We start from the raw sequence: 23,953 nt of genomic DNA, 5'->3' as shown, positions 1-23,953 counted from the left end.
TCCTCTACTTTCCAATACAAAAATTTTTAAAAATCTGATCAATGATATCCATACCCACAGCCTTGCCGGTAATCCCCCGAAGTGCCTCTAGCGCTTCCATAACATCGATGCTGACAAGTTCCAGCGGCATTTGGCTCTGGATCGTATGGATGGCGTTTTCCAGACTATTTTTTGTTGTTTCCAATAATTGAATGTGTCGGGTATTCGTGATCAGATAGTCAGCATCCTGATTGACGGTTCCTTCAAAAACCATCTCCAGCATTTTTTGTCGTAGCGTTTCAATCCCCTGATCTTCAAGCAGCGACATCGGAATCCAGGGTTCGGGTATCTCGATATCGGTTCCGCTGATGGCATCAGTTTTATTGGCAATATAAATCGTTTTGCGGTTTTTAAGTAATGCGATGAGTTCATTTTCTCCTTTAGACATTTCCTTTGAGATATCGCGCATAAAGATTACCAGATTAGTTTGCTTTAAGAGCGCCTTCGATTTTTCAACCCCAATTTTTTCAACCAGATTATCGGTTTCTCTGATTCCAGCGGTATCGATAATTTTAAAGGGAATCCCTTCAATATTAAGATATTCTTCAATGGTATCACGGGTTGTTCCAGGAATATCGGTGACAATCGCTTTATTCTCCATTAATAGAGTATTCAATAAGGATGATTTTCCGACATTGGGCTCACCCAGAATCGCGGTGGTGATGCCTTCCCGGTAAATCTTCCCAGTTTCTGCCACCACCAGGATTTCTTTAATTTTGGTGAGTAGCCCCGAAATTTGGCTGCTCACAAAATCGCAGGAGATTTCTTCAATATCATATTCGGGATAGTCGATATTGACTTCCATATGCGATAAAATTTCAACCAATGTTTTATCTAACACTTCTAGTTTCTGAGATAATCGACCTTCCAGCTGAGCCACAGAATATTCCAGGCTTTTTTCGGTTTTAGCATTGATGATATCAATGACGGCTTCGGCCTGTGTCAGATCGATTCGCCCATTTAAAAAAGCCCGCTTGGTAAATTCCCCAGGTTCGGCCAGGCGAGCCCCGGAAGAAATAACCAGCTTTAAAATTTTGCGCATTGGGACAATCCCACCATGACAGTTTATTTCCACCACATCTTCGGCAGTATAGGAGTGGGGTGCATTCATTTTAGAAATGAGCACCTCATCAATATCCTTTCCTGCGACCGGATCGACAATTCTTCCATAAAGCAATTCATGGCTATTGGCCGCTGCCAGGGTTTTACCCCGAGGATTTACAAATAGCTTATTGCCGAGAGCCACGGCCTTAGATCCGCTGATTCTGATGATCCCAATTCCGGCGCCTCCCATACCAGTGGCAACCGCTGCAATGGTATCTTCATTTAGTAATAAGACTTCCAATTTTTTCTCCTGTCTTAATAATCGTTTCCTAATCTCTTATATTATAATAAAATCTAGGGGTTTACAAGTATGACCCATCAAAAAAGCACTTCACAATTAACTCTTAAGCTAACTTGCAAAGTGCCCTATTTTAGTTTTTTAAAACTTTTCTTTTAACGCTTATCTAGTTCTTATCTTTTAATTGAATCACAACCCGGCGATAGGGTTCCTCTCCTTCACTAAAAGTAAAGACCTTTTCATGATTTTGTAGCTTTGCATGAATAACCCGTCTTTCCGACGGATTCATCGGTTCGAGCAGCATTTTTTTCTGATAGTAAACAGCTTTCTTGGCCATTTTTTCACCCAGATCTTCGAGTGTTTTTTCCCGCTTAGCCCGATAGTTTTCAGTATCCAAAATGACCCGAACATATTCTTCATGCTGCCGATTGATAACTAAACTGACTAAATATTGGAGGGAATCAAGGGTTTGACCACGACGTCCAATCAAGACGCCCATATCCTGACCTTCCAAATCAATGAATAACACTTTGTCTTCAAGACGGGTATGGATTCTACAATTAATTTTCATAGCAGTGAGGACGTCATTTAAAAAATCAAGAGCCCGCTGTTCAGGATTATTTATCAGAGATACCTCAACAATGGCTTCTTTTTTTCCAAAAATCTTCATTAATCCACTGTCTGGTACTTGTAATACCTTTGTTTCAACTTGTTCTTTTGTCACACCAAGCTGTTGCAAACCATGGTTAATAGCATCTTCTACGGTTTTACCAGTACCCGTTACTGTCTTATTCATTTTCCCTCTCCTTAGCTTTGCGTCATCATTTTAATTGTTATCATAACGTTCCTTGGCTTTTTGATAGGCTTCTTCCTGAGCTGCATCGCGCTCGGGAATCTCAACTGATGGTTTTCTTCGTTGTTCAGCCGGTGGTTGATAAGATTTTGAACTGTGTATTTTCTTACTTGAAGCTGGACGAGTTAATGGCTTTTTCGGCTCAGTACTCTGATCTTTTTTATTACCTTTAGCGGCATTCGGATTAGCGGCAGCTCGTTTAGCGGCTAACTCAGCTTTTCGTTCTTCTTCTGCTTCACGAACCCGGCGTTCTGCTTCTTCAATCGAAATATCCGGTTCTGGGATTTGCATCATAATGAATTGCTGAACGAAGGTAAAGATGTTCTGAACTACCCAGTAAAGTGCTACCCCAGCCGGCATCGAGATCGAAATATAACCAATCATCAATGGCATCGCATACAGCATAATTTTCTGGGTTTTGGCATTAGGATCATCCGGGTTAGTGTTTGGTGAAGATGCCATCGTAAACTTCTGCGTAATAAAGGTAAACAGTGCTGCCAAAATTGGCAATACATAAATTGGATCCGGGACGCTTAAGCTTTCCAACCATAAAAATGACATATCAATCCCACTGATGGTTCCATTGACGAACACCCAGGTTTCTGGATGTAGTAAGGTCTGATAAAGCCCAATTAAAATTGGAAATTGCAATAATAACGGTAAACAGCCGCCGGCTGGATTAACCTTAAAGGTTTTGTATAGTTTTAAGGTCTCTTCGTTTAATTTTTCCTTGTTATTTTTATACTTTTTATTAAGTTTTTGTAATTCCGGCTGAAGGCGTTGCATATCCTTCATCGACTTGGTTTGTTTAATATTAAGAGGTAGTAATAATACCTTCATTAATATTGTAAAAATGATGATTGACAATCCATAATTATGGACAATTCCATAAATTTGGAATAGCATCCATCCAAAGGTCTGGTATAAAAACTCCATTCATTAACTCCTTAAGTTTTTCTCCCTAATCGTTCTAAGGAAGGGGATCATATCCCCCAGGATTAAAAGGATGGCATCTAATGATGCGTTTTCCACCCAAGTAGATTCCCTTTATGACACCGTATTTTTCAACGGCCAAAATAAAATACTCTGAACAAGTGGGACTGAAACGACAATTATTTCCTAAAAGAGGTGAAATAAATTTCTGATATCCTCTAACAATTAAAACCAGGAATTTCTTGAACATCCTATAGCCTCATGAGATTCTTCTTATAAAACAAATGTTTCAATGACTTTTCCAAACTACTGTACGGCACTTCTTTAATGGATTCCTTAGCTATTAGGATAATATCATAACCTGTCGAAAAAGAATCTTCATTAAGACGATACGCCTCTTTTATTCGTCTTTTTATCTTATTTCTAATTACAGCTTTTTTAGAAACCTTTTTACTGACAATTATCCCCAAACGATTGATATTCTCTTCATTTTTTAGATAATAGATCACAAAGACCTTGTTTCCAAATACATCCCCAACTTTAAAAACACGTTTAAATTCATTTTCCTTACTCAGGGACTTTATTTTTACCAAAGGAATTCTCCTAATTTTTATTAAACAAAAGACCGCTTTTGAAAAACGGTCTACAAAGGATTATGCTGATAATTTTTCTCTTCCTTTTTGTCTTCTCTTCTTTAAAATAAGCCGACCGCTTTTTGCAGACATTCTTTTTCTAAAACCATGTTCTTTTTTACGTTGTCTAACTTTTGGTTGATAAGTTCTTTTCATTTCGACACCCCCTGACTAAATCTTTTATATTCATTTGTTTATAAGCTAATAAGACTTTTACCCTAGAATTATATAATCTTGCTTATTTTATGTCAAGTCATATTATCAAATCGCAGACTTTTTAGCAAGGCTTATGTTTATTTAAATTATATTGAATGCCTTATCACTATTTGTTATACTAGGTTTATCAACCAAAATGTGGATAAGTTTTATAAATTTGTTCAATTAATCCACAAATTTAGGGTTTCTGTGGATTGATTGGGGATAACTTGTCAATATTTTTCAATTTTCCGTTTATCTAGATCTTTTATTGTTGGTATAACTTTCTTAAGTTATCAACACTATTTCTTATAATTTGCTTGATTTATTTAGCTATTCACATTAAAATAGATTCTCTGTGCATAAGTTAAAATTTTATCCACAATGACACGACTTAAATTTATTAGAAATTGGAGGTTCATTTAATGGACACTTCCTTTAAAAAAATATGGGATGCCGCACTTGAAATTATCAAACCGGATATAAGTCCAACCAGTTTTAACACCTGGTTCTTAAAAATAAAACCCATCAACTACGTTAATAATACCTATTATTTTTTATCAGAGAATGAATTCGAAAAAGGCATCCTGGAAAGTCGGCATATTCCTCTAATCACCAATGCACTGGCCGAGGTTACCGGAAAAACCGGTCAGGTCAAGATCGTTTTAAAAGAAGAAGATGCGATGATCCCCCAAAATGACACTTCACCACAGATATCAATTGCCAATGTGGAAGATAAAATATCAAACTATCAGCATAACTCCATGAATCCCAAGTACACCTTTGACAGTTTTGTCATTGGTGAAAACAACCGTTTTGCCCATGCTGCCTGTGTTGCTGTTTCTGAAGCACCTTCGGAACGTTACAATCCACTCTTTATTTATGGTGGCGTTGGTTTGGGAAAAACTCACCTGATGCAAGCCATCGGTCATTATATCTTATCCTACGCGCCGCAAAAAAAAGTTGTTTATGTATCCTGTGAAAAATTTACCAATGACTTTATCGATGCCATCCAAAATAAAACAAACATTTCTTTTCGCAATAAATATCGCAGTGCCGATATTCTTTTGATCGATGATATTCAGTTTTTAGCCAAAAAAGAAGGAACCCAGGAAGAATTTTTCCATACCTTCAATACCCTGCACCAGGAAAATAAACAGATCGTCATCAGCAGTGACCGACCGCCCAAAGAAATACCGACCCTCGAAGAGCGGCTCCGTTCCCGCTTTGAAAGTGGTCTGATCACTGATATTTATGCCCCCAATTTCGAAACCCGAATCGCCATCATCAGAAAGAAAGCGGAATCCTTCAGTGATGAGATCCCCAACGAAGTACTTAGTTTTATTGCCGACAGCATTCATTCCAATATTAGGGAACTTGAAGGCGCTTTAACCACCGTGTTTGCCTATTCAAAACTGCATAAGGTTCCCATTAATCTGGAATCAGCCAAAAATGCCCTGAAAGATATCTTTAGAAAAAAAGAAGATATTATCATTACCAGTGAATATATTAAGGAAGTCACGGCTAAGTATTTTAATATTACTGTCGAGGATATGAATTCCAAGAAACGAACCCGCTCCATTTCTCTGCCCCGACAGGTGGCCATGTATATTACCCGGGAAATCACCGATTTATCATTACCCCGGATTGGCGAAGAATTCGGTGGCCGGGATCATTCAACAGTAATTCATGCCTGTACTAAGATTGCTGAAGAAATGGATACCAACACCGATTTTAAAAACCTCATCGTGCGGATTGAACGAGAAATTAACGGCAATTAGTAACTCCCACACTTTGCCTAATCAATGCAGATATTATCCACAATTTATCCCCTGGTTATTTTGTGATTATTTGCACCAACTCCGCTTTTGCCGAGTTATCCACACTATTCACACCCCCTACTACTATTACTATTATTTTATTATATATTTATATATAAAAGGGGTTCTCAAAATTTAGAAAAGGAGCGATTTTTATGAAATTCAATTGTTCAAAAGAAAGTTTAATGGCTGCCTTAGCAATTGCTCAAAAAGCAGTTTCTTTAAAAACAACAATGAAAATATTAGAAGGTATTCTTTTTAAAGCCTCTGATAATAAATTATTATTAAGAAGCACTGATCTGGAAATTGGTGTTGAAACAGCCATCCCAGCTGAAGTTGAAGAGGGTGGCGAGATCGTTTTAACCGCCTCTATTATCAGTGAGTTGATCCGTAAAATGTCTGGTTCTGATATTTTTTTTGAAACTGATGCGCATCATCAGATTAAAATCGAGTGCTTGCTATCAAGTTTTACCCTGAAAGGCCTATCTGACGAAGAATTTCCTGATTTCCCGGAAGTTATCGATGATCATATTTTTACCATTGAATCAGCTGTTTTGAAAGAGCTGATCAAGGGAACCTTGTTTTCAGTGGCCACCAATGAAAATATCCCTGTTTTGACGGGCGTGAAAATAGAACTCCATGATGACACGATCAATTTGATTGCCCTGGATGGCTATCGATTAGCACTCAGAACCGGCACCATTAAAAATCCGGTGATTGAAGATCTCAGTGTTATTATTCCTTCTAAATCTTTATCTGAAATAAATAAGGTGCTAGCTTCTTACAATGGTGATGTGGTAGTCAAGTTTTCAAAAAATCAAATCTTTTTTGAACTGGATAGTACTCAGTTCACCTCGCGGCTGTTGGAAGGCGACTTTGTAAATTATAAACAGATCATTCCCGGAGAAAAACCCACCCAGGTTAAGGTCAACCGACGTCTGCTGCTAGAAAGCAGCGAACGGGCAGCGCTACTGGCACGGGAAGGAAAAAATAATTTAATTAAAATGGATTTTAACCAGGATCAGCTGATTTTAACCTCCAACGCAGAAATTGGAGATGTTTTTGAAGTGATTCCGATTGAGAACCACGGTGAGTCTCTAAAAATAGCCTTTAACTCCAAATTTCTAATTGAGGCCTTACGGGTTATCGAAAGCGAAGAATTGATGATTGATATGACAACATCGGTAGGACCGGGCGTTTTGCGTCCCCTCGAAGGGCATGATTTTATGTATTTAATTTTGCCGGTTCGGGTAGCTGAAGAAAATTAAATCGCAGATTAAAATAGCCAAATAAAAATAGAAACAATATTAGTATTAAAATAGTTTAAAAGTTCAGAATTATGTAAATGATTCGTTGATTTTTTAGACTATTTTTTATTTTTATGTTATAATACTTTGGTTAGATGATAAACATATAAAAATTTAATCAATTTTGGCGCAAATAAAGGGGATTCGAGTAATGCTCTTTCATTTTTGTCAAAAATATAATCGGCGGGGAATAATATGCAAATAATTGAAATTAACACGGAGTTCATAAAAATAGATCAGCTGATCAAATATGCTGGTATTGTCGGCAACGGCAGCGATGTAAAATTTATGATTTTAGATGGCTTAATTTGGGTCAATGGGGAGTTGTGTACCCAACGGAATAAAAAAATAAGAGATGGCGATCTGGTAGAAATAAAAGATTATGATACCCTGCAAGTAAAAGGGATCGGGAAATCATGTTTATCGAAGAGCTAAAACTGATTCATTATCGCAATTATGAAAATGAATCGATCACGCCTCAAAGAGGAATAAATATTATCTTGGGCGAAAATGCCCAGGGAAAAACAAATCTCATTGAAGCTATGTTTTTTTTATCCCGAGGTTACAGTCATCGTGCTTCAAATGTGGCAGAACTTGCCCAATGGGATCATGATGATTTTTTTATGAATGCCCGGGTTGTTAGCGACGGGGTTAAACATACCCTTTCGGCTAAAAGCCATCAGGGAAAACGGCAGTTTTTGCTGGATGGAAAGGTAAAAAAAAGAGATAAGATCAATGGGATTTTTAATACCATCCTTTTTGAACCAGATGACTTAAAAATTGTCAAAGAAGGACCTGATAAAAGACGGCGGTTTCTTAATCAGGAAATATCTGGTTTTCGACCAGAGTACCATTATATTTTAAGAGATTATGAAAAAATATTGAATCAGAGAAATTCCCTGCTTAAAAATATTCATTATCAGCCTAGTCTGATCACGACTCTAGATGTTTGGGATGAACAGCTTATTCAAACCGGGGTTCGGTTAATGAATCACCGGATTCGGTATCTGCATCGGCTTAATCGGGAAGCAAATAATCTGCATCAAATACTCAGTCTTGGTAAAGAAACTCTTTCGCTATCCTATCTGAATAATATTATCGATTCTTTAGAAGAACTGTCAGAAATTAAACATTTATACAAAAAACGGTTAGAATCCAGCCGGGAGGAAGAAATTTCACGGGGATCTACTATTTATGGACCTCACGTGGACGACATGATCATTCAAATTAATGGAAAAGATGCCAGACGCTATGGATCCCAGGGTCAGCAGCGTTCAGCCGCCATTTCCCTTAAATTATCGCAAATAGAGATATATTATGACAACACCGGAGTATACCCGGTGGTTCTTTTGGATGATATCTTTTCTGAATTGGATGAACACCGTCGCAAAAGTATACTCTCGCTTTTAAATAAAACCCAGGCCTTTATCACCTGTACCGAAGATATCTTAAACGATGGCCAAGTTACACCAGAAAACCGACATGTCATTAAGATTGTAAAGGGTAAGGCCCAGGTAATCACTAAACATTAATAAACCATAAAAATCAGGAGGAAAACATGCCAGAAAATAAATCAGATAATTATACAGCTGATCAGATCCAGGTCCTCGAAGGATTAGAGGCTGTTCAAAAAAGACCGGGAATGTATATCGGTAATACCGGCTCCCGGGGCTTACACCATTTAGTTTATGAGGTGGTGGATAATAGTATTGACGAAGCCTTGGCCGGCTTTTGTAAAAATATCAGTGTCACCATTCATCAGGACGACTCCATTACCGTTGTTGATGATGGACGGGGAATTCCCACCGGGATGAACATTGCCCAGGGTAAAACCGGGGTCGAGTTGGCCTTAACGGTTCTTCATGCCGGCGGTAAATTCGGCGGTGGCGGATACAAGGTTTCCGGTGGTCTGCATGGGGTTGGGGTATCGGTTGTTAATGCCCTTTCTGAAAAATTAACCGTTGAAGTCAAACAAAAAGGCCAGATCTTTTTTCAATCCTATGAAAAAGGAAAAGCGACCTGTGATCTGACCGTAACCGGCACTACCAATCGCACTGGAACAACCATTTATTTTAAACCGGATCAGGATATTTTCGAAGAAACCGACTATGACTTTGATATTCTAGAGCATCGATTAAGAGAACTGGCTTTCCTTAACAAAGGGGTTTCGATTAATCTGATTAATGAAAAAGAATCACCTAAACGGAAAGAAACCTATTATTATACCGGTGGGATCCATTCCTATGTGGAATACATGAATCGTAACAAAGATCCCCTTTATGACAAGATTACTTATTTTGAAAAAGAACAGGACGATTACGCCCTGGAAATCGCCTTTCAGTATACGACCGGTTATTCGGAAAATATTTTTTCCTATGCCAATAATATCAATACCCCGGAAGGGGGAACCCATCTTAATGGTTTTAAGAGCGCCTTAACCCGAACGGTTAATACTTATGCCAGAAAGAATGGCTTTTTAAAGGGAAATGATAAAAATCTCACCGGCGAAGATGCCCGCGAAGGTTTAACCGCAATTGTCAGCATCAAGCTGCTCGATCCGCAGTTTGAGGGCCAAACAAAATCAAAATTGGGAAATACCGAAGTTAAGGGAATTGTTGAAACCATCGTTGGCGATCAACTTTCAGCCCTGATGGAAGAAAATCCCAGCATCGCAAAAAATATTATTGAAAAAACCCTATCAGCCGCCCGAGCACGGGAAGCCGCTAAAAAAGCTAGGGAATTTACGCGCCGAAAAAGCGCTCTAGATTCTACTGCACTACCAGGGAAACTGGCGGATTGTCGGGAAAAAGATCCCGCTCTTTCAGAAATTTATATCGTTGAAGGGGACTCGGCGGGCGGCTCGGCTAAATCTGGCCGTGACTCTAAAACCCAGGCGATCTTACCCCTGCGTGGTAAGATTTTAAATGTTGAGAAAGCCCGCTTGGATCGGATTCTCACCACTGACTCTTTAAAATCGATGATTATTGCCTTTGGTACTGGTGTCGGAGATGAATTTACTGTTGAAAAAGCCCGATATCATAAGATCATTATCATGACTGATGCTGATGTCGATGGCGCCCACATCCGGACCCTGTTACTCACCTTCTTTTACCGTTATATGCCAGGTCTGATCGAAGCTGGATATGTCTATATCGCTCAACCGCCACTTTATAAAATCACCCGGGGAAAACAGATCGATTATGCCTATACCGATCGGGATCTGGAGAAAAAACTAGAAGGCGTGGAAGATCGTTCCCGCGTCAGTCTGCAACGATACAAAGGTCTTGGGGAAATGGATGCCCAACAGCTCTGGGAAACCACCATGGATCCCAGCGTTAGAACCTTGCTTCAGGTTAATATTGAGGAGGCCTCCTATGCCGATGAAATATTTACCATTCTGATGGGCGATAAGGTTCAGCCCCGTAAAGAGTTCATCGAACGGAATGCTAAAAAAGTTAAGAATTTGGACATCTAGTCAAGAAGGAGTAACGTTAAATGCAAGAAATAATTGAATTTGATCGGATAAAATCGATTAATATTGAAGAAGAAATGAAAACTTCCTATATTGACTACGCCATGAGTGTTATTATAGGTCGCGCCTTACCGGATGTCCGGGATGGCTTAAAACCGGTTCATCGCCGGATCATTTATGCGATGAGCCAACTGGGCTTAACCCCGGATAAAACCTTTCGTAAGTCGGCTCGTATTGTCGGGGATGTTTTAGGTAAGTACCACCCTCATGGGGATTCGTCGGTTTACGATGCAATGGTGCGGATGGCTCAGGAATGGTCGATTCGTTATCTGATTATTAACGGCCAGGGTAACTTTGGTTCAGTTGACGGTGACAGCGCCGCGGCGATGCGTTATACGGAAGCAAAAATGGGTAAAATAGCTGCCGAACTACTACGTGACATCAATAAAGAAACCGTCGATTTTAATCCTAACTTTGATGAGTCTGAAACCGAGCCATCGGTTTTACCATCAAAATATCCCAATCTTTTAGTCAATGGTTCCTCTGGGATTGCCGTCGGGATGGCTACCAATATTCCGCCCCATAATCTGGGTGAAATCATTGATGGTACCATCGCCTTTATTGATGACCCGGAGATTACCATTGATGAACTGATGAAGCATGTTAAGGGACCGGATTTCCCCACTGCCGGAATTGTCTTAGGAAAATCTGGTATTAAAAGTGCTTATCGCACTGGCCGGGGACGGATTAAGGTTCGTGGTAAGGTTGATGTGGTCACCACCAAAAAAGGCAAGAAACAAATTGTTATCACTGAAATTCCTTACATGGTTAATAAATCCAAGCTGGTTGAAAAAATTGCTGACCTGGTCAAAGAGAAAAAAATTGAGGGAATCTCGGATTTAAGAGATGAATCGGATCTAAAAAAAGGGATGTCGATCATCATCGATTTAAAACGGGATGCCAATGAAACGATTATTTTAAATCAATTATACAAACATACCCAGCTGCAGGAAACCTTTGGGGTGATCATGCTGGCTTTGGTCAATAATGAGCCCAAGGTGCTTAATTTAAAAGAGATCCTCTTTCACTATATTGAACATCAAAAAGAAATTATTACCAGACGAACCATTTTTGATCTAAAAAAAGCCGAAGCCCGAGCCCATATTCTGGAAGGCTTAAAAATTGCCCTGGATCATATTGATGAGGTCATTAAATTAATCCGGGCGGCTGCCGATGGTAAAGTTGCCAAGGAACAGTTAGTTTTACGGTTTAGTCTATCTGAAATTCAGGCTCAGGCGATTCTGGATATGCGTCTCCAGCGTTTAACCGGTCTGGAACGGGAAAAAATCGAAGAAGAATATAAAGAGCTGATGGTTACCATTGCCAAATTAAAAGCCATTTTAGGCGACGGTCAACTGGTTCTTAATATTATCAAAGAAGAATTAAGTGAGATCAAAGAAAAATATGGCGATAAACGTCGCACCAATTTTGATATTGATGTCGAAGATTTTGAAATCGAAGACCTTATCGAAGAAGAAGAAGTGGTCATTACGATGACCCATATCGGTTATGTCAAGCGCATTACGGCTGATAATTACCGGTCACAAAAACGGGGTGGCAAAGGAATTACGGCGCTGAGCACCCGCGAAAATGATTTTGTCGAACATCTCTTTACCACCACCACCCACCACTATCTGATGTTCTTTACCAATTTTGGTAAGGTCTATCGCTTAAAAGCTTTTGAAATTCCCGAAGGCGGACGAACCGCCAAAGGAACCGCGATTGTTAACCTCTTGCCGCTAGAAGCAGGCGAGCAGATTGCCACCATGATCCCAGTCAAAGAATTCACGGCTGATAAGTACCTGATTATGGCGACCAAGCAGGGGATTATCAAGAAAACTGATTTAACCGAGTATGACACTTCTCGAAAAAATGGGATCATCGCCATTAATTTAAGAGAAGGGGATGAGCTGATCAATGTCCGATTGGTTGTCCAGGATGAAGAAATCGTGATGGGAACCCAGTGTGGTTATGCGATCCGCTTCAGTTCCGAAGAGGTAAGACCGATCAGCCGAACATCGATCGGGGTTCGCGGTATTGATCTGCGCGACGACGACGTGGTGGTTGGGATGGATATTGTTAAAAAAGAACTGTTTGTCCTTTGTGTCAGTGAAAATGGCTATGGCAAACTCAGTGCATCCGATCTTTACCGTCCTCAGAAACGCGGCGGCAAGGGTGTGCAAACCTATAAGGTCACCAAGAAAACCGGTCAACTGGTAGGCTTCTGCGTGATCAGCCGCGATGGCGAAATCATGATGATTAATAATCAAGGGGTTGTGATTAAGCTAGAGGGTAATGACATTACCGCCGTTGGCCGCAATACTCAAGGCGTCCGACTAATGAAATTAAAACCAGAAGAATCGATTGCAACTATTTCTAAAGTTTACAAGGAGGATCCAGTGGATGAGTTCGACGATGAAGGCGATAGTCAAATATCACTTGTTGACACCACTGAAAAAGAATAATGGACTCATTAATCGATGTCGATCGCATTCAAGTGAATTGTGTCGTCAATGATCAGTTTGATGCCATTGCGTTAGCAGCTAAACCACTGCTGGCGCAGGGCTGTATCACTGAAAATTTTGTTGATGCGGTAGTGGAAAGAGAAAGAACCTACCCCACCGGATTACCCACCAAAATAGGGGTAGCGCTACCTCATACTGAAGCGAAATATGTATTAAAAGAAAGCATCTCGATTGTGACCTTAAAAAATACCATTGTTTTTGCCGGAATGGGTAATCCCAAAGAAAGCATTCCAGTCCAAATTGTTTTTTTGCTGGCTATTAATGATCCTGAAAAACAGCTAAAGATCTTACAGACGATTATTACGATTATTCAAAATGAAAAAATGTTAAAAAAAATAAAAGATGCAAAAGAGCCGCAAATCATTTACAATCTTATTAAGACCTTTTTATAGTTTAATTACAGCATTTCAAAAGAAAGTAGATATCAATGAATATTAAAATAGCACCCTCGATGCTCAGTGCAGATTTTACTAATCTGGAAAGGGATCTCAAGGAAGTAGAAAATAATGGCGCCGAATATCTTCATGTTGATATTATGGATGGTCATTTTGTACCCAATATTACGATCGGCCCGGATCAAGTGGCACAGTTGCGCAAAGTCGTAAGTATTCCCTTTGATGTTCACCTGATGATTAGCGAGCCACTTAAATATATCGATCAGTTTGCTGATGCCGGAGCGGATATCATTACCGTTCATATGGAATCGGATGGCGATACTCAGACATGTATTAACGCCATTGTCAAAAAAGGGGTCAGACCTGGGCTGGTGGTTTCTCCGGATACTTCTCTGGAGGTGATTAAACCGTATCTTGATCAAATCAGTATGATTCTGATTATGTGTGTTTATCCTGGTTTTGGCGGACAAAGCTATATTCCAGAAAGTACCGAAAAAATAAGAGCCTGCCGCCAAATGATTGGCAACCGGAACATTGATCTTCAGGTTGACGGGGGAATCAATTTTAATACCTTAAAAGAAGTGGTGGAAGCCGGAGCCAATGTGATTGTTTCGGGATCCTGCTTGTTTAAAGGCGATATGAAAAAAAATTTGGGACAGTTCAGAAAAATCATCAAGGAATCAATTCTAAAATTCTAATAATTGAAAGAGGGAATTAAAGATGAAACTTGTTTTAGTTGCGTGTGGAACTGCCCTGGCAACCTCAACGGTAGTTGCCAAAAAGATTGAACAGATTGCGTTGGAAAATGGGATTGAATGTCGAACTGTTCAAGCTAAAGCGGTAGATGCATTTAAAAAGTATCAAGAATTACATCCCGATGCGATTGTCTGTACCTGTCAACTTGAGGGCGATATCGATATCCCGGTGATTAATGGTCGCGCCTTTTTAACCGGAATAAATTTACAAAGTACCATTGACCAGTTGATTGAGATATTGAAGAAATAAGATTGATAATTGAGAATAGTGTAAAATAATTAATTACAGTTAGATCTAAAATGATTCCTTTTGAGGTATAAAAAAAAGAGGCGTCGAAAATGACGTCTCATTGATTTTTAAATTCAGTGCTGCTATTTATGGCCGATTAAGCCCTAGTTCCTAGTTCCTAGTCCCAGCCCGGCCACAATTTCATCAACACCAGTGAGGATATAATTTGGTCGGTAGGGGAAATCGTTGACAGTTTCCCGGGTGGATACACCGCTAAGAACTAATAAGGTAGTCAGGCCGGACTCGATGCCGGCAATAATATCAGTGTCCATTCGGTCGCCAATAATCAGGGCATCATCGCTATGAACACCCAGACGTTTGATCCCGGTACGCATCATCAGCGGGTTTGGCTTGCCGACGTAATAGGCCGCTTTGCCGGTAGCCAGTTCGATTGGTGCCACAAAAGCCCGGCAAGCTGGGACGATACCGTCTTCGGTGGGGCCGGTTAAGTCCGGGTTGGTGGCAATTAGTTTGGCGCCTTTTTGAATCAGTTTGACGGCTCGAAGTACCGAGTCATAGTTATAAGAACGGGTTTCGCCAAAAACGACGTAATCCGGATCGACATCATTCATGGTAATTTCGACGTCATAAAGGGCATTGACCAGTCCCGGTTCGCCAATTACATAGGCAGAACAACCTGGCGATTGATCCTTTAAAAATTTAGCAGTAGCCAGAGCGCTGGTATAAAAATGGCTTTCATCAATATCCAGACCCAGGCGAGCCAGTTTTTCTTTTAGTTCAATCGGTGAACGCTCGCTGGAATTAGTCAGGAAGAGGAAATTCTTATCATTAGCATAAAGCCAGTCGACAAATTCCTTTACACCTGGCAGCAGTCTATTGCCGTGGTAGATCACGCCATCCATATCGCAAATAAAGCCTTTTTTTGCTTTAATCAATTCTAGTAATTCTTCATTCATGTTTGTACCTCCAAATAATTTACATTTATTTACAGCATTATACCCCATTTGAGTTGGAATCATCTTAAAAAAAGGGTTAATCGATGTTAATTTATGTAAAATTATGTAAAAATTTGATTTAAACCAGGATTAGTAATAAATTTATTTTCGTGAAAGTGGCTTCCTTGCAGTTTTAATGCGACTAAAAACTTGACTTTAGCCGGGTAATGTAATAATATAGAAACAAGAAGAGACGAATAGAAGTGCAAAATGGGGTACACCACCGAAAGGGTGTAATCGCGTTTTGTGCTTTTTTTGCGTTTATAAGTTTGTGTTTTAATCGTGAAGGAGAAGATCGAAATGAGAGTCAATGGAAAAGAAGTATCCCTGGACAACAATCAAAGTCTGATGCAATTTTTAGTTGCCAATCAGTTTGATGTAGCCACCCTGGCGGTGGCCAGAAATGGTGAAATAGTCCCGAAAGCAACCTATGACACAGTGATACTCTGTGAGGCTGATAGTCTGGAAGTAGTTCGCTTTGTCGGTGGGGGCTGAGCATAATAAAGATTGAAGATAATGCAGTAATTATTTTAGCAAATAGTTTTACGAATCCTAAAAATTAAGTTGAAAAAGGAGAAAAAATGGCAGATCAATTAATAATTGGCGGGCACAGCTTTAATTCCCGCTTTATTCTGGGGTCGGGAAAGTTTTCGTTGGAAATTGTCAAAGCAGTGGTTGAGAATGGCGGGGCGGAAATGGTCACCCTGGCACTGCGGCGGGCGAATCTGGGGGGCGAAGAAAATATTCTGGATTATATTCCGAAGCACATTACGCTGCTACCCAACACCTCGGGTGCCAGAACGGCTGAGGAAGCGGTCAAAATTGCCCGATTGGCGCGGGAAATAAATTGCGGAAATTTTATCAAGGTGGAAGTCATTAGAGATTCTAAATATCTGTTTCCTGACAATTACGAAACCATTAAAGCCACCGAGATCCTGGCTGGGGAGGGGTTTATTGTGATGCCCTATATGTACCCGGATTTAATTGTTGCCCGGGATCTAGTCAGTGCCGGAGCAGCCGCGGTCATGCCACTAGCGTCACCGATTGGCAGCAACAAGGGACTGAGTACCCGGGATTTTATTGAAATTCTAGTCAACGAAATTACAGTTCCGATTATTGTTGATGCCGGAATCGGGCGGCCGTCCCAGGCTTGTGAGGCGATGGAAATGGGGGTCGATGCGATCATGTGTAATACCGCGGTAGCGACGGCCAAAAATGTTCCGCTGATGGCCAGGGCCTTTGGCCAGGCGATTGAGTCCGGCCGAAATGCCTATCTGGCTGGTTTGGGTCGGGTATTAACTGAGGCGGGAGAAGCCTCCAGCCCCTTAACCGGATTTTTGGAGGACTAGGATGGCAAAAAAACGAACAAATCCGATGGCTTATCAACCGGGGATGGAGATGATTGCTTCCGATATACGGGATAAGGTTCTAAAAACTGTGGATAACTTTGACCATTTTAAAGTCTCAAGCCAGGATGTGGAAGCCGCTTTAAAAAAAGATCATTTATCAGCGGAAGACTACGGAGCCTTATTATCACCAGCTGCGACACCATATTTAGAAGAGATGGCAAAAAAAGCTATTATTGAAACCAGAAAACATTTTGGCAATAGCATCGCTCTGTTTACCCCGCTTTATATTGCCAATTATTGTGAAAATAACTGTGTGTACTGTGGATTTAATTGCCAAAATAAAATCCGCCGAGGGAAGCTGACGATGACTGAAATGGCAGAAGAATTACAGACCATTGCCAAAACCGGATTAAAAGAGATTCTGATTTTAACCGGAGAATCGCGGTTTCATTCTGGAGTCGAATATATTGGGGCAGCGATTAAGCTGGCCACCCGATATTTTTCTACCATAGGCATTGAAATCTATCCCCTGAATACGGATGAATACGCCTATTTAAAAAAATGCGGTGCCGATTTTGTCTCGGTCTATCAGGAAACCTATAATCTTAGCAAGTATGAACAGGTTCATTTAAGTGGTTCCAAGCGGGTCTTTCCCTATCGCTTTGATGCCCAGGAGCGAGCTTTGATAGGAGGGATGCGGGGGGTCTCCTTTGGGGCATTACTGGGCTTGGATGATTTTAGAAAAGACGCTTTTGCCACCGGCCTGCATGCTGCTTTTATTTTGCAGAAATACCCCCATGCCGAAATCGGTTTTTCCACCCCTCGGCTTAGACCCTTTATTAATAATGTCGATAACAATCCTAATGACGTCCATGAGAAACAGTTGCTTCAAGTGATGCTGGCCTATCGATTGCTGATGCCCTTTGCCGGGATCACCATTTCAACCCGCGAACGGGCGGGATTTCGGGATCATGTCATCGGGATGGTAGCGACAAAAATTTCGGCCGGGGTTAGTGTCGGGGTAGGCGGCCATGAAGAGGAAGAAAAAGGCGATCAACAGTTTGAAATTTCCGATCCCCGAAGCGTCAGCGAGGTCCATCAGATGATTTTAAAGCGGGGGCTCCAACCGGTTTATAGTGACTATATCCGGGTATAAAATCAAGTAACCAAAGAAGCTAAGTAATTTAGTCTTTAAACATTCAAATACCGTTTCTTTTTTAGAAAATAGTGGTAGACTATAAAAAAGAAAAGCGAAGGAGTTGAAGATGCTGATTTGTATAACTAACCAGATACTGTGTATCGATGATTTTTTGAATCGTATTAATGAAATTGCCAGTGGCAAACCTTACGCCATTATGCTTAGGGAAAAAGAATTAAGCGAGCCTGATTATGAAGAGCTGGCCATAAAAGTGAAAGAAATCTGTGAAAGGCACCAGGTGAAACTGATTATCAATCAGAATATTGCGACCGCCGAGCGATTAAAGGTGGACACCATTCAGCTGTCTATTGATGAAATGAGAAGACATAGCGAAGCGATAAAAATTTTTGATCAGGTTGGGGTATCGGTTCACTCGGTGGCACAGGCTAAAGAAGCTGAAGCATCAGGTGCTGATTATTTAGTCGCCGGTCATGTTTTTCCGACTGATTGTAAAAAAGGCCTGCCGGCTCGGGGATTGCGTTTTCTCAAAGAAATATGCGACTGTGTCAGCATTCCGGTTTTTGCGATCGGTGGCATTAGCCAAGTCAATTATAAAATCGCTATGATGACTGGCGCCAAAGGGGTCTGCATCATGAGTGAAGCGATGACCACCGATCACCCGGAAACCCTCGGCCAACGATTTGTCTTTTAGTGAATTACTTTTAATAACGCCACTATAATTGAAGCGATCGGATTTAAACAAAAAAAGGGATAAGGCTTAGCCATTATCCCTTTTTGATTTGTCCATAAAAGTCAGTAATTCGCTCTCGCAAAGGGGTTTGGCATAGTAAAAACCCTGGGCAATGTGACAATTATTTTTTAGTAAAAAGTTGATCTGTTCAGTGGTTTCAACCCCTTCTGCAATGACCTGAAGGTTGAAATTTGAGGCCAGCTCAATAATCACCTTGGCAATCGTGCCGTTGTCATAGTGAGGAATCCCTTTTATAAAGGAGCGATCGATTTTGATCTTATCGACGGCAAATTTTTTCAAATAGCTAAGCGAGGAGTAGCCGGTTCCAAAATCGTCGATCGAAACCTGGATCCCCATCCCGTGAAATTGACTGAGGATCGACTCACATTCAGTCTCGTTATCCATTAGGATTCCCTCGGTGATTTCTAGTTCTAGAAGATTCGGTGGGAGGTTGCTTCTAGTCAAAATGGACTGGATCAGTTCACCAATATACGGAGCTTTAAACTGCCGCATCGACAAATTAACCGCAATTGGAGTGGCATAACCGATCGATGCCAGTTTGTTGCCAAATGCACAGGCATTTTCAAGCACCCATTCCCCTAGGGGGATGATCAGATTTGATTCTTCAGCAATGGCAATAAAGCTTCCCGGAGGAACCATACCATCGGGACTGTTCCAGCGGATTAAAGCCTCCAGACCAATGATCTGATTGGTGGTCATATCGACCTGGGGCTGATAGTAAAGTATAAACTCATCGTTACTCAGGGCATTACGCAGTTTATTCTGCATCTCATATTTTTGGATCGAGAGGCTATTGATGTCTTTGTCATAAAATTCAAAACGGCGGCTCTTATTGGCTTTGACATTGTTCAGGGCTGAAGCGGCGGTTTTCAAAAGTTTAGCATAGTGGTTGGCATCACTGGGATAGAGGCTGATCCCGATGCTGACATCAACAATCAGTTCTTCGTCATTGATGGCGAGCTGTTTTTCGAGCGCCTTACTTAATCCCAGAATATACTGATACAAATCTTCGTTGGAAGAAACATCGGTCTTCAGGATACCAAACTCGTCATTGCCCAGCCGCGCCAGCACATCCTGGTTACTGATCAGGGTTTTAAGCCGATTAGCCAGGCCAATCAGAACCTTGTTGCCGAAATCAAAGCCTTTTGCTTCATTAATAATTCGAAAATTATCGATATTGATCAGGCTTAGAGCATGGCTGCCGGATTTTTCGGGATCGCCACTGATCAGTTCCATTCCTGATTCATCCAAAAACACCTTGTTGTTGAGCTTGGTCAGATGATCGAAATATTTTAGATAATAAATATCTTTTTCAATTTGCTTATGTGCCGTGAGATTGGTAATATTGCCGATATAATAATCATTCTCGCCATTTTTCACCTTACTGATACGCATAAAGAGAAATAGAATTTTTTCTGGAGTCAGCGCATATTCGATCTCACCAGTCCAGACTGGATTCATTTGGAGGCTATCCACCAGTGGCTGATTGATGAGGATACTATTTTGGGATAAGTCAAGCGCCGGGATTTCGGCTTCCGGAATACCAATGATTCTGGAAAATGCCGCATTATGGTAGATGCAAAAAAACGCATCATTCAGGATAAAAATACCTTCGTCAGTGCCAGACAATAATTCCAGAATCATTTCCAGCTGCGATTGAACAACTTGGCGTTTGTCGATTTCTTTATTAAGGATCTCATTATTGATTTGGACTTCTTCAATATAATGGGTGATCCGGTGACTCATCTGATGTAAACCTCTGGATAAGATGCCAATCTCATCCTCGCGATGATAAAAGGCATCCGGCAGATTAATTTCCTGATCACCGCGGCTGAAGGTTTCAATCGAGTCTGAAATGGTCACAATCGGTTCTGAAATAAGTCGGGTCATCCGTTTAATAAACAGGGCGATTAAAAAAAGCAGTACCAGCGAAATAAATAATAAACTAACGATAAACTGATTTAGCGGTGCCAGTACTTCGGATCGGGGGATCACGGTTGCCACCACCCAGTTAGAGGACTGAGTCGGTACATAGGCAATATATTTGGCGGTATTCCCTTGACTGTATTCGATGACGCCACTGTTACCCGAGGTAATCCTCTTCATATAGGGGCTGAGATCGGCATAGGCATCGCTTTGATCGGCAGAAGTCGGATGATTGTCAGGATGGTAAAAAATGCTACCGTCCTTATTAACCAGTAGGGTATAGCCATTTTTACCAATCTTGTAGGTATCCATCAGTTTGGAAATATCGGCAACTTGTAAGTCAATCCCCATCGCGCCGATAACATTATTATTTTTAAGGATCGGGGTGGTGATGGAGACGACCATTTCCTCGGTGACAATATCAATATAGGGGCTGGTGACTGTTATGCCCCGAGATTTTAAGGTTTCAATATACCAGAGCCGTTGATTAATATCATAGTCTGGTTTAGGATCAAATTCGGCGGCAGAAGAAATCACATCATTGGATTTTGTTATGCCGATATAAGCCAGTGAAATATTGGGGTCCGAGGCCTTAATTGCCTGAAGTTCCTGAGTCACCACCTCAAACAGCGGATGTTGCCGTTTTTCCTCGCGGGTAACAAGAGCTTCCGTTATAGCCTGGTAATCCTGGTTGGTTTTCATCTGTTCCACGATGACAATATTCTTTTCAATGAACTTGTCAATCTCGGTGGCAATCTGCAACGCATCCTTGGAGATTTCAGTCTTACTGTTGGCCTCAAAAAAACCACTCAAGAGTTCGATGGAAATCAGCCCATAAACAGCGAAGGCAATAAAAATAAATCCAATTACAATTGTGCCAATTCGGCGGATCAGGCTTTTTCTAAACCATTCCATCGCGTTCCATCCCTTCTGTCAATTTCGGTGAATAGTATAAATTATTAGATTGTCTTTTGTTTACGCTTTTATTATAAACGAAAAAGATCAATATGAAAAATAATTTATCATATTGACAGAAATATATCAATATGCTAGAATACATTTAATTAAATATAAAGTCTTCAGGGCAGGGATAGTTTCCCTACCGGTGGTATAGCCCACGAGCCGCAAGGTATGATTCGGTGTAATTCCGAGGCCGACAGTTAAAGTCTGGATGAAAGAAGATAAGAAAGTTTTCATGTTGTTTTGCATGTTAATCGCTTTGTTTATTTAGCTCTGAAATGGTAATCATTTCAGAGCTTTTTATATGCAAAATACGTTTATATAAAGTTGATTTATACAAAAATATGCAGCCAGAAAACAAACCCTTTGCCCTGAATGACATCAGGGTATTTTTCTTTTTTGAGAAAGGAGAAAGTGTGGAAAATCATCAAAAGTATATGGATCTGGCCATTGAATTAGCCCAGCAGGGGCGGGGACGGGTTAACCCGAACCCGCTGGTAGGAGCAGTGATTGTCAAGGATGAGGTGGTCATCGGTAGCGGTTATCACGAAGCGTATGGCGGGCTTCATGCCGAACCTCGGGCGCTGGCAGCCTGCAGCCAGTCGGCGGCTGGGGCAACGCTCTATGTGACGCTCGAACCCTGCGCTCATCATGGCAAAACCCCGCCGTGTACAGAGGCGATTATCGCAGCTAAAATCAGCCGGGTGATTATCGGTTCAGCAGATCCCAACCCGCTAGTCATTGGCAAGGGGATCGCGATCCTCAGACAGCAGGGGATTACGGTGATAACCGGGATTCGGGAAGCGGCCTGCCAGGAATTAAATGCCATCTTTTTTCATTACATCAAAAACAAAACCCCCTACGTGTTAATGAAATATGCCATGACCCTGGATGGTAAAATTGCCACCTATACCGGGAAATCAAAGTGGATTACTGGAGAGCAGGCCAGGACAGCCGTTCATCAGACTAGAAATGAATATGCCGGTATTATGGTCGGGGTTAACACCATCTTACAGGATGATCCCGAGCTAACTTGTCGGATCGAGGGCGGCAGAAGCCCTTGCCGAATTATCTGCGATACCCATTTGCGCACCCCGCTGTCTTCCCGGGTGGTGGCATCGGCTCGGAAAATTCCTACTTATCTGGCCACCTGCTCCGGGGATCAGAGAAAAATAAAGCGGTTTGAAATCATGGGCTGTCAAATTTTTCAAGTTTCAAAAGACGGCGATCATTTAGATCTCAATGAGCTAATGAGGAAATTGGCAGCCGTGGGGATCGACAGTATTCTGCTGGAAGGCGGCGGCGCTCTGAATTTTAGTGCCTTAAAAAGCGGTATTGTTAATCAGCTCCAGGTTTATCTGGCGCCTAAAATATTTGGTGGAGCCGCGGCCAAAACCCCGGTCGAAGGTTCGGGACTTGAAGATCCAGCGGAGGCCTTCCAATTTACAGACAGAAAAATAAAAATTTTCGGGGAAGATATCTGCCTCGAATACATGAAGAGGTAAGGAAATGTTTACAGGAATTATCGAAGAAGTGGGACAAATCACCGCCGTCATTAAGGGTCAACGGTCTTCTCAGCTATGGGTTCAGGGTGAACGCATTATCGACGATTTAAAACTGGGTGACAGCGTGGCGGTGAATGGGGTCTGTCTGACGGTGTCCCAGCTCCGTGGCAATAAGTGGATGGCCGATGTTATGAGTGAAACCCTAAATCGCAGTAACCTGGGCGATTTACAAGGCGGTGCGGCCGTCAATCTGGAACGGGCGATGCCCGCCAATGGGCGTTTCGGGGGACATATGGTGGCCGGACATATTGACGGAACCGGTCACATTGTGCAAATTACCAAAGATGATAATGCGGTGATCTTTGAGATTAAGGCAGCCCCAAAAATACTGCACTACATCATCGAAAAAGGCTCGATTGCCATTGATGGTATCAGCTTAACGGTGACCGAAATAACCACCGATAGCTTTAAGGTGTCGATCATTCCCCATACTGTTAAAGAGACCATTCTGGGCATCAAGAAAGCCGGCGATCCGGTCAACCTGGAAAACGACCTGGTCGGCAAATATATCGAAAAGCTGTTGTTGAATCCAGCCCCAAAAACAGACCACAACCAGCAAAAATCCGGTCGTTTGACCGTTGATTTTCTGACTGAGGCCGGGTTTTAACGTGAACTTTTATTTACAAACTTGATCTTGTCAAAAGGAATAACTTAGTACCGACAATTGTTA

The 23,953-nt window shown here is 41.3% G+C and carries 23 protein-coding genes and 1 riboswitch; of the genes, 15 read left to right on the top strand and 8 right to left on the bottom strand.

All coding sequences use genetic code 11. The features are described 5' to 3' along the window. Window positions 1–4: 4 nt before the first annotated feature. From mnmE to rpmH, 6 genes are all read right to left on the bottom strand, one after another. A complete protein-coding gene (gene mnmE, locus QZ998_RS15475; protein WP_296561740.1) occupies window positions 5–1,384 on the bottom strand; it encodes a tRNA uridine-5-carboxymethylaminomethyl(34) synthesis GTPase MnmE in 1,380 nt (459 codons plus the stop codon). A gap of 163 nt (window positions 1,385–1,547) precedes the next feature. Next, entirely contained in the window at window positions 1,548–2,177 is a 630-nt protein-coding gene (gene jag, locus QZ998_RS15470; protein ID WP_296561739.1) for an RNA-binding cell elongation regulator Jag/EloR, read from the bottom strand. 30 nt (window positions 2,178–2,207) lie between these two features. Further along, the gene (locus QZ998_RS15465) at window positions 2,208–3,170 is read right to left on the bottom strand and encodes a YidC/Oxa1 family membrane protein insertase (protein WP_296561738.1); all 963 of its coding nucleotides are present in this window, start codon (window positions 3,168–3,170) and stop codon (window positions 2,208–2,210) included. 34 nt (window positions 3,171–3,204) lie between these two features. Then, a complete protein-coding gene (gene yidD / locus QZ998_RS15460; protein WP_296561737.1) occupies window positions 3,205–3,417 on the bottom strand; it encodes a membrane protein insertion efficiency factor YidD in 213 nt (70 codons plus the stop codon). A 1-nt stretch (window position 3,418) separates the two neighbouring features. Next, the gene (rnpA, locus tag QZ998_RS15455; protein WP_296561736.1) at window positions 3,419–3,760 is read right to left on the bottom strand and encodes a ribonuclease P protein component; all 342 of its coding nucleotides are present in this window, start codon (window positions 3,758–3,760) and stop codon (window positions 3,419–3,421) included. Between the two features lie 60 nt (window positions 3,761–3,820). After that, a complete protein-coding gene (rpmH, locus tag QZ998_RS15450) occupies window positions 3,821–3,955 on the bottom strand; it encodes a 50S ribosomal protein L34 (RefSeq protein ID WP_041669680.1) in 135 nt (44 codons plus the stop codon). 464 nt (window positions 3,956–4,419) lie between these two features. Between rpmH and dnaA the strand changes: the two genes are divergently transcribed. The 9 genes from dnaA (at window position 4,420) to QZ998_RS15405 (ending at window position 14,578) form a co-directional block, all read left to right on the top strand. Beyond that, entirely contained in the window at window positions 4,420–5,775 is a 1,356-nt protein-coding gene (gene dnaA / locus QZ998_RS15445; RefSeq protein ID WP_296561735.1) for a chromosomal replication initiator protein DnaA, read from the top strand. 194 nt (window positions 5,776–5,969) lie between these two features. Beyond that, window positions 5,970–7,082: a DNA polymerase III subunit beta gene (dnaN, locus tag QZ998_RS15440; RefSeq protein WP_296561734.1), complete on the top strand. Its 1,113-nt coding sequence runs from the start codon at window positions 5,970–5,972 to the stop codon at window positions 7,080–7,082. A gap of 234 nt (window positions 7,083–7,316) precedes the next feature. Further along, the gene (locus tag QZ998_RS15435) at window positions 7,317–7,556 is read left to right on the top strand and encodes an RNA-binding S4 domain-containing protein (protein ID WP_296561733.1); all 240 of its coding nucleotides are present in this window, start codon (window positions 7,317–7,319) and stop codon (window positions 7,554–7,556) included. Then, complete coding sequence (gene recF, locus QZ998_RS15430; RefSeq protein WP_296561732.1) at window positions 7,538–8,653, top strand: DNA replication/repair protein RecF; 1,116 nt, start codon at window positions 7,538–7,540, stop codon at window positions 8,651–8,653. Before QZ998_RS15435 ends, recF begins: the two co-directional genes overlap by 19 nt. Window positions 8,654–8,679: 26 nt before the next feature. Next, window positions 8,680–10,596: a DNA topoisomerase (ATP-hydrolyzing) subunit B gene (gene gyrB, locus QZ998_RS15425; RefSeq protein ID WP_296561731.1), complete on the top strand. Its 1,917-nt coding sequence runs from the start codon at window positions 8,680–8,682 to the stop codon at window positions 10,594–10,596. A gap of 20 nt (window positions 10,597–10,616) precedes the next feature. Further along, window positions 10,617–13,118 carry a DNA gyrase subunit A gene (gene gyrA / locus QZ998_RS15420; RefSeq protein WP_296561730.1) on the top strand — a complete coding sequence of 834 codons (2,502 nt, stop codon included), beginning with the start codon at window positions 10,617–10,619 and terminating at the stop codon, window positions 13,116–13,118. Further along, window positions 13,118–13,570, top strand: coding sequence for a PTS sugar transporter subunit IIA (locus QZ998_RS15415; RefSeq protein WP_296561729.1), 453 nt, complete (start codon window positions 13,118–13,120; stop codon window positions 13,568–13,570). The genes gyrA and QZ998_RS15415 overlap by 1 nt, the downstream gene beginning before the upstream one ends. 35 nt (window positions 13,571–13,605) lie before the next feature. Beyond that, window positions 13,606–14,271: a ribulose-phosphate 3-epimerase gene (rpe, locus tag QZ998_RS15410; RefSeq protein ID WP_296561728.1), complete on the top strand. Its 666-nt coding sequence runs from the start codon at window positions 13,606–13,608 to the stop codon at window positions 14,269–14,271. A 22-nt stretch (window positions 14,272–14,293) separates the two neighbouring features. Beyond that, window positions 14,294–14,578, top strand: coding sequence for a PTS sugar transporter subunit IIB (locus QZ998_RS15405; protein ID WP_296561727.1), 285 nt, complete (start codon window positions 14,294–14,296; stop codon window positions 14,576–14,578). Between the two features lie 143 nt (window positions 14,579–14,721). On the opposite strand, the gene QZ998_RS15400 is transcribed toward QZ998_RS15405, so the two are convergent. Next, a complete protein-coding gene (locus tag QZ998_RS15400; protein ID WP_296561726.1) occupies window positions 14,722–15,534 on the bottom strand; it encodes an HAD-IIA family hydrolase in 813 nt (270 codons plus the stop codon). Between the two features lie 339 nt (window positions 15,535–15,873). Between QZ998_RS15400 and thiS the strand changes: the two genes are divergently transcribed. From thiS to QZ998_RS15380, 4 genes are all read left to right on the top strand, one after another. Then, entirely contained in the window at window positions 15,874–16,068 is a 195-nt protein-coding gene (thiS, locus tag QZ998_RS15395; protein ID WP_296561725.1) for a sulfur carrier protein ThiS, read from the top strand. An 86-nt stretch (window positions 16,069–16,154) separates the two neighbouring features. Further along, window positions 16,155–16,922 (top strand): thiazole synthase, encoded by a 768-nt coding sequence (locus QZ998_RS15390; protein WP_296561724.1) that lies wholly within the window; start codon window positions 16,155–16,157, stop codon window positions 16,920–16,922. 1 nt (window position 16,923) lies between these two features. Continuing rightward, window positions 16,924–18,078 (top strand): 2-iminoacetate synthase ThiH, encoded by a 1,155-nt coding sequence (gene thiH / locus QZ998_RS15385; RefSeq protein WP_296561723.1) that lies wholly within the window; start codon window positions 16,924–16,926, stop codon window positions 18,076–18,078. A 109-nt stretch (window positions 18,079–18,187) separates the two neighbouring features. Next, window positions 18,188–18,772 (top strand): thiamine phosphate synthase, encoded by a 585-nt coding sequence (locus tag QZ998_RS15380; RefSeq protein ID WP_296561722.1) that lies wholly within the window; start codon window positions 18,188–18,190, stop codon window positions 18,770–18,772. A 66-nt stretch (window positions 18,773–18,838) separates the two neighbouring features. Here QZ998_RS15380 and QZ998_RS15375 read toward each other — a convergent pair whose 3' ends face one another. Next, on the bottom strand, window positions 18,839–21,673 hold the full coding sequence (locus QZ998_RS15375) for an EAL domain-containing protein (RefSeq protein WP_296561721.1): 2,835 nt from the start codon (window positions 21,671–21,673) through the stop codon (window positions 18,839–18,841). Between the two features lie 156 nt (window positions 21,674–21,829). Next, window positions 21,830–21,945: riboswitch (FMN riboswitch) on the top strand. A gap of 189 nt (window positions 21,946–22,134) precedes the next feature. Here QZ998_RS15375 and ribD point away from each other — a divergent pair. Then, window positions 22,135–23,223, top strand: coding sequence for a bifunctional diaminohydroxyphosphoribosylaminopyrimidine deaminase/5-amino-6-(5-phosphoribosylamino)uracil reductase RibD (gene ribD, locus QZ998_RS15370; RefSeq protein ID WP_296561720.1), 1,089 nt, complete (start codon window positions 22,135–22,137; stop codon window positions 23,221–23,223). 4 nt (window positions 23,224–23,227) lie between these two features. Continuing rightward, window positions 23,228–23,890 carry a riboflavin synthase gene (locus QZ998_RS15365; RefSeq protein WP_296561719.1) on the top strand — a complete coding sequence of 221 codons (663 nt, stop codon included), beginning with the start codon at window positions 23,228–23,230 and terminating at the stop codon, window positions 23,888–23,890. Window positions 23,891–23,953: the final 63 nt, after the last annotated feature.

The organism is uncultured Acetobacterium sp., assembly GCF_927416815.1.
GTDB lineage: Bacteria > Bacillota > Clostridia > Eubacteriales > Eubacteriaceae > Acetobacterium.
This window is presented reverse-complemented; position numbering and strand designations above follow the sequence as displayed.